Origin of the sequence: Granulicatella sp. WM01 (assembly GCF_004570605.1) — a bacterium.
GTDB lineage: Bacteria > Bacillota > Bacilli > Lactobacillales > Aerococcaceae > WM01.
The window spans coordinates 1-6,378 of sequence record NZ_SPPB01000077.1; the positions used below are offsets into that span (position 1 = coordinate 1).

At 32.3% G+C, this 6,378-nt stretch carries 6 protein-coding genes; all 6 read right to left on the bottom strand.

The genetic code is table 11. The annotated features are described in order from the left end of the window. Positions 1-488: 488 nt before the first annotated feature. Positions 489-1,226: a TIGR01906 family membrane protein gene (locus E4T68_RS08015; protein ID WP_135125835.1), complete on the bottom strand. Its 738-nt coding sequence runs from the start codon at positions 1,224-1,226 to the stop codon at positions 489-491. Between the two features lie 38 nt (positions 1,227-1,264). Beyond that, positions 1,265-2,617, bottom strand: coding sequence for a glucose-6-phosphate isomerase (locus E4T68_RS08020; protein WP_135125837.1), 1,353 nt, complete (start codon positions 2,615-2,617; stop codon positions 1,265-1,267). A gap of 146 nt (positions 2,618-2,763) precedes the next feature. After that, positions 2,764-3,141 carry a CvfD/Ygs/GSP13 family RNA-binding post-transcriptional regulator gene (locus E4T68_RS08025; protein ID WP_135125839.1) on the bottom strand — a complete coding sequence of 126 codons (378 nt, stop codon included), beginning with the start codon at positions 3,139-3,141 and terminating at the stop codon, positions 2,764-2,766. Positions 3,142-3,150: 9 nt separating this feature from the next. Then, a complete protein-coding gene (locus tag E4T68_RS08030) occupies positions 3,151-3,735 on the bottom strand; it encodes a peptidylprolyl isomerase (RefSeq protein ID WP_135125841.1) in 585 nt (194 codons plus the stop codon). Between the two features lie 697 nt (positions 3,736-4,432). Next, positions 4,433-5,779, bottom strand: coding sequence for a branched-chain amino acid transport system II carrier protein (gene brnQ, locus E4T68_RS08035; protein WP_135125843.1), 1,347 nt, complete (start codon positions 5,777-5,779; stop codon positions 4,433-4,435). A 464-nt stretch (positions 5,780-6,243) separates the two neighbouring features. Further along, positions 6,244-6,378 (bottom strand): transposase (locus tag E4T68_RS08040; RefSeq protein ID WP_167753761.1); only part of this gene is annotated, 135 nt, incomplete at its 5' end.

A 6,378-nucleotide genomic window follows, 5' to 3' on the forward strand; every position in this document is an offset into this window, starting at 1 on the left:
TAAAAAAGTGATATGTGTGTCGTCTTTTAATTGTAGTAAAATTTGTGTATAATATGACATGTAGATAACCTCTTTCTTTTGATTAGGTACTTATAGAATACTGGTTATCTACTTTTTTGTACACTTTTTTTACTTTAATATCTAAAAATAGGGTTAATGAACTTTTTTCATCAACCCTATTTATTATAGAACCCAAAGAATACTATAAAAAAGGGACTGGGAAAAAAGTCTTAAAAATAAAAAACAGCTTGTAATAACGTCATCAAAAACGTTGATTCTAAGCTGTTTTCAATTTTTCAAATGTTAATCGAAAGACTAAAAATTTTAGTTTTTTCCCAGTCCCTTTTACTTACTATTTTATCCATTTTCCCAATCATTTCCTGTCTAATTCTTCAATTCCTTACGTCATAATCTCTTTTTCACACGTTTTTACATAATGCTACATTTTAATTGTCTACACTTTATCAATTTATTAAGTTCATCACACATCATTGATTAGCACTCAACAAGACACGTTTATCAACTAATTGCCTTGTTTTCCTTTTCATGTATAGGTACCCAATCAGAAACCAGCTCTGAACAATGGCAACTACCACAATAAAACATAACATAAAAAAAGATTCAGGTAAAACATTAATAATCGGATCTGTTGCAGGATTAAATAACCATGCGTCATTATTAAAGAACATGTGATGAAATGCAACAAACCAATAATTAAAACTTGATACAAAAATAATGGTTAGAAGAAGCGGTATGTAACTTAATAAACGTAATGGTGTAACGTATTGCCAAAATGATTGTGTCTTATGAATTTTTTTTAACCCCATCACAAAGATGATTAACGTAAATATAAAGACAATTTGATTCAGTAAAAAGAGATTTTTTACTTCCATAAAATGAAATGCACCTTGTGCAGAGGTAGGAATATCTGACATGATTAATGTGTTTATCCATGGAAATAGTAAGTAATCTATTAACTGATCATAATTTTTCATGACTTGTGTCTGCGTCAATCCAATTAATTGTTGTGTGTCAACTGCTGAAATTTGCCAATAAAATAGTGGTTTGCATACTATCGTTAACAAAATTGCACTTGATAACGCAAAAAGAATAAAATTCATAATGTAAATTATATGTTTTCTGTTCATATAGACTGCCTCATATCCCTTAATCATTTTGAAAAACAGCAAGAAATCATACGAAACTGTTGAAATCTTGCTGTTCATACTTCAAAAACTACTCTTTAGAATGTTGCCTTAGTTTTTTATTCATGATTTAATTTTTGTTCTAGTTCAGCTTTTAATGCCTCAAAGCCAGGTTTCCCTAATAGAGCAAACATATTTGTTTTATAAGCTTCAACCCCCGGTTGATCAAATGGGTTGACTCCGTTTAAATAGCCCGAAATCGCTACAGCAATTTCAAAGAAATACATTACATAACCTAATGTATAAGCACTCATATCTGGAATAGTGACCAATAAATTGGGAACTTGTCCGTCTGTATGAGCTAAAAGTGTTCCCTCATAGGCTTTAGTATTCACAAAATCAACATCTTTACCTTGTAGGTAGCCTAATCCGTCTAAATCTTCCTCAGTAACAGGAATAGCAATAGAATGACGAGGTTTATCTACTTTAATTACCGTTTCAAATAGATTACGTTGACCCTCTTGAATATATTGTCCTAAGGAATGCAAATCTGTTGAAAAGTTTGCACTTGATGGATAGATACCTTTTCCATCTTTTCCTTCTGATTCTCCAAAAAGTTGTTTCCACCATTCTGAAAAATATTGTAAACTTGGTTCGTAATTAATTAATAATTCTGTATGTTTTCCTTTACGGTATAGCACATTACGAATAACCGCATATTGATAAGCCTCATTAGTGTGTAAATCATCATGTTTATAATCTACCATAGCTTGATATGCTCCAGACATTAACGCATCAATATCTGCTCCTGTCACAGCGATTGGAAGTAATCCAACTGGTGTCAATACAGTAAAACGTCCTCCTACGCTATCTGGAATTACAAATGTTTCATAACCTTGTGCGTCTGCTTCACTCTTCAAAGCACCTCTTGCTCTATCTGTTGTTGCATAAATACGCGATTTCGCACCCTCTTCACCATATTTTTTAATCAATAAGTCTTTGAATACACGGAATGCAATAGCTGGTTCTGTTGTTGTCCCAGACTTAGAAATAACATTTACTGAAAAATCACGTTCTCCAACAATTTCGATTAAATCATGTAAGTAAGTTGAACTAATACTATTGCCTGCAAAAAAGACTTGTGGTGTTTTACGTTCTGGATCTAAATTATAAAAACTATGATTTAAAAAATCAATCGCTGCCTTAGCGCCTAAGTAAGACCCACCAATACCAATGACGATAAGAACCTCTGAATCTTCTTGGATTTTTTTAGCAGCCTGTTTTATTCTTAGAAATTCTTCTTTATCATATTCAGCAGGTAAATTAACCCACCCTGTAAAGTCATTTCCAACGCCTGTTCCGTTGCGTAAATCATTGTGTACAGCACTTACCATGCTCTGCATCTGAAATAATTCATGCTCCTCAAAAAAAGATAGTGCTTTTTTGTAATCAAAGTGAATATGTTTTACCATAATCATGCTCCTTTTTGTTAAAAATTTAATGCTTTACCTTTTGACACACTATTCCCCTAAATTTATTCATTTCTCCACTATTATATAATGACGTTATCTACTCACTTCTGATTTTCGCTTAACATCAAACGTCTTAATCTGCTCAATTAACGATTTTTGTCTGAGTCAATTAATTCTTGAGCTTCCTCTATCCATTTTGGCATCTTTTGTCTTAATGATTCAAATCCTATTTGGTTGGCATAACTCTGCCGTCTTCGTTTCCGTTTGACCACTTGCTTAGGAATAGGCACTTTTTCTAATGCACGCAATGATAAACTAATTTTCTTTGTGTATTCATCAACATCTATAACCATTGCTCTGATTTTTTCTCCTACTTTCAAAAAATCATGCACATTTTGAATATATCCATGTGTACACTCGGAAATATGAATTAATCCTTGTTGCTCCTCATCAAGACTAATAAATACACCATACGTCTGTATTCCTGTTACCGTCCCCTCGATAATATCTCCAATTTTATACATAATAAACCTTTATATTTCTTCCACCGATAAAATCACAACATCTTCTAAAGGTTTATCCATGGCATTTTTTTGAACAGTTTCAATAGCATACACAACATCCATACCCGTTTCTACTTGTCCAAATACCGTATGTTTTTGATCTAACCAAGGTGTTCCACCATGTTTAGCGTACTCGTCAATAGCTTCCTTAGGCCAGCCACCAGCTTCCAATTGTCCAATCATTTGAGCTGGTACATGTTTAGCACTCACAATAAAGAATTGACTACCATTTGTATTAGGACCAGCATTCGCCATGGACAAAGCACCATTGAAATGGAAAACAGATAGTGAAAATTCGTCCTCAAATTTTCCTCCGTAAATTGACTCACCACCCATACCTGTTCCACTTGGATCTCCACCTTGAATCATAAAGTCATTAATGACACGATGAAAAATGACATTATCATAATATCCTTGCTTTGCCAACCCCACAAAATTAGCTACTGTTTTAGGGGCAACGTCTGGAAATAGACGTAATGTTATATCTCCTTTATTCGTTTTCATTAATACTCTTAAATCATTTGATGCACTGTCTAACTGTGGAAATTCACTCATGTACTCCACTCCTTTACTTAAACTTATTCTCCTATATCATACTAAATTTTAGGCAATTTTTCAAAACATTCAAACGTGAACTCTCTCATATTGGCATAATATATTTATTTTATATTATTTCAACAAGTGCTTTCACATATTTATCTCATAAATCAAGTATCCTGCACTCTCATAATCATCACATAAACCTCTCTCCTTACTATTTAACTTCCCAAAAATCCCTGCACTAAATAAAAAGTACGCCTCATTAGTCTATTTTCTCCTCTATAAAATGAGCCTTATTCATTATGCTCCTTCAAAAAATTTTTATTAATCTCTTTACTAATTAAAATTGTTCTTTTTAAAATGTTTTTTTCATAAACTAATCTACGATTTAATTCTTTACAATCCCTTTTATACTCTGATTATTTACATTTTTTCAGTTCTATATAGCATATTCCTATAAGATATAGAATAGCACATACTATACAACAAATATAATCTACCTTCCAAAAAACATGGACAATACATCATGCTGGAAAAGTTTTTGTGTACCAACACGATGACTAAGTGGAACAAATCTATTTTTCGATAATCTCATTATAAAACTCAAAAAAGTCTAACCGTAACAAGCTGAACGGTTAGACTTTTTTATAAATAAAACTTTTTTTATTAAGCTATCACTCTGTAAAATTGCTTTCTAATTCTTATTACTACATCAATCAGCAAATTTATTCCACTGTTCAAAGTCGAATGCTTCTCCTTTTTGACGGTTCGGTAAAACTAAGGCAAGCACTGTTCCTAACAATACAATCATAATCCATTCCATTGATTGATTGGATAAAGGTAAATATGACACAATTGTTAAAATACTGTCTATTTTGAATATAGAAGCGATGACGCTGACAAAGGAGATGACACCCACTGTAACCATTGTCATTTGCATACCTAGGCGTGATAGAGGAAGCCATTTGTTAATCAAAACAAACCACACAACTGCAATAACTAATGGACCTAAAATACGTAATACAGGAACTGCAATCAAAATGATTTGATTTAAACCGATATTGGCAATACCAAAGCTCATTAATGTAAATAATAAAACATACGTTTTATAACGTAAACGTGGAAATTTTTTTGCAAAATAATCTGCCGTGGCTACAATTAATCCAACTGCCGTTGTAAAACACGTCACAGCAACCATTACGCTTAAAAAGATACTTGCATAATCGCCAAAGATTTGACGTGTTGACTCTGATAGAATGTATATCCCAAAATTCATATTTGGATTGGATAATACTTCTTGTGGAACCGGAAATTTATTACCTAAAAATGACAAACCTACATAGAATAAACAAAATGCCAAAGCTGTCAGTACTCCAACAACACTAATGGTAACAGTATATTCTTTTTTTGACTTAAAGCCCAATTGTCTTAATGTACTAATTGCTACAACACTAAATGGAACTGCTCCTATAGCATCTAATGTATTGTATCCTTCCGAAAAACCTGCACCCAATGCTTTCCCATTTTGATACATTTCATACGGGGCTAAAGAAGGTAATTGAGCATATTTAATAACGCCCATAATTACTAACAGTAAAATTAATGAGGCAAAAATAGGGGTTAAAACTTTTCCAACACTAGTCACAATCCCACTTGGGTGAATAGCCAGTATATACGCAAAAAAGAAATATAGTCCTGAATACACAAGCAACCCAAGCGAATTATTAGACACAAAAGAAGAAAATCCCATTTCATAAGATACTGCAGCCGTTCTTGGAATGGCAAAAATAGGACCCAAGGTTAAATACAATACCACTAAAAATAAAATAGAAAATGTAGGAGATATTTTTTGTTCGATTTCACGACTATACCCTCCCAATGTCATTACACCTAGTATAATAGCACCTATTGAAATGCCAACATCTGATACAAGAAAGCCTAAAATAGCCAACGGAAACTCACTCCCAGATTGCAAACCTAAAGTCGGTGGAAAAATCAAATTTCCTGCACCAAAAATAATTCCAAATAATAGTAAACTCGTTAAAATACCTTTTTTCATGTTTATTGTCCTTTAATCATTTTATGTTAATTTCTCAAAACTACTCCCCTCATTCTAAAAGATACTCATCTAAGTATGAACATCATTTTCAACTTGAAGGCTACTTATTTTTCGCATGCAATTCGTTGAAATTATTAATATTGGGTTAGTATAACACACAGAGGCACTTTCTTCTACCACTTCTCAATAAAATTTAATTTTTCATATCAATTTTATACCTTACTTCCATTATTCAAAGGTTTTTTATGACTCTTTAATGCGTTATATTATCACATAAAACATGCTGAACCAAAAAGGCTCTTCGTCAAATTATGTTGGTAAGTAAAAATTCCAGCAAATATTAAGTTGTTTTTTCTTAATAGGGCTAATTGTTTCTTTTCGAATCGGTATGCAGTTGTCAAGGTTTATAGCGTGAGCGTGCCTTGACAATAAGCATACTGATTTGATAGACTTTTCAGCCCATATTAAGATTGTTTAAATAATTTTTCTTGCACTAAAAATACTCGAGTTCGTAAATATGTAAAATATTTAAACCCATAACTCATGCGATTTAATAATTTTATTTTTCGATTTATCCCCTCAATAACACCGTTAGAATA

What these genes read in the sequence shown, in the direction of transcription:
- E4T68_RS08015 (WP_135125835.1), bottom strand. Translation starts at nt 1,226, where the DNA reads ATGAACAGCAAGATTTCAACAGTTTCGTATGATTTCTTGCTGTTTTTC.
- E4T68_RS08020 (WP_135125837.1), bottom strand. Translation starts at nt 2,617, where the DNA reads ATGGTAAAACATATTCACTTTGATTACAAAAAAGCACTATCTTTTTTT.
- E4T68_RS08025 (WP_135125839.1), bottom strand. Translation starts at nt 3,141, where the DNA reads ATGTATAAAATTGGAGATATTATCGAGGGGACGGTAACAGGAATACAG.
- E4T68_RS08030 (WP_135125841.1), bottom strand. Translation starts at nt 3,735, where the DNA reads ATGAGTGAATTTCCACAGTTAGACAGTGCATCAAATGATTTAAGAGTA.
- brnQ (WP_135125843.1), bottom strand. Translation starts at nt 5,779, where the DNA reads ATGAAAAAAGGTATTTTAACGAGTTTACTATTATTTGGAATTATTTTT.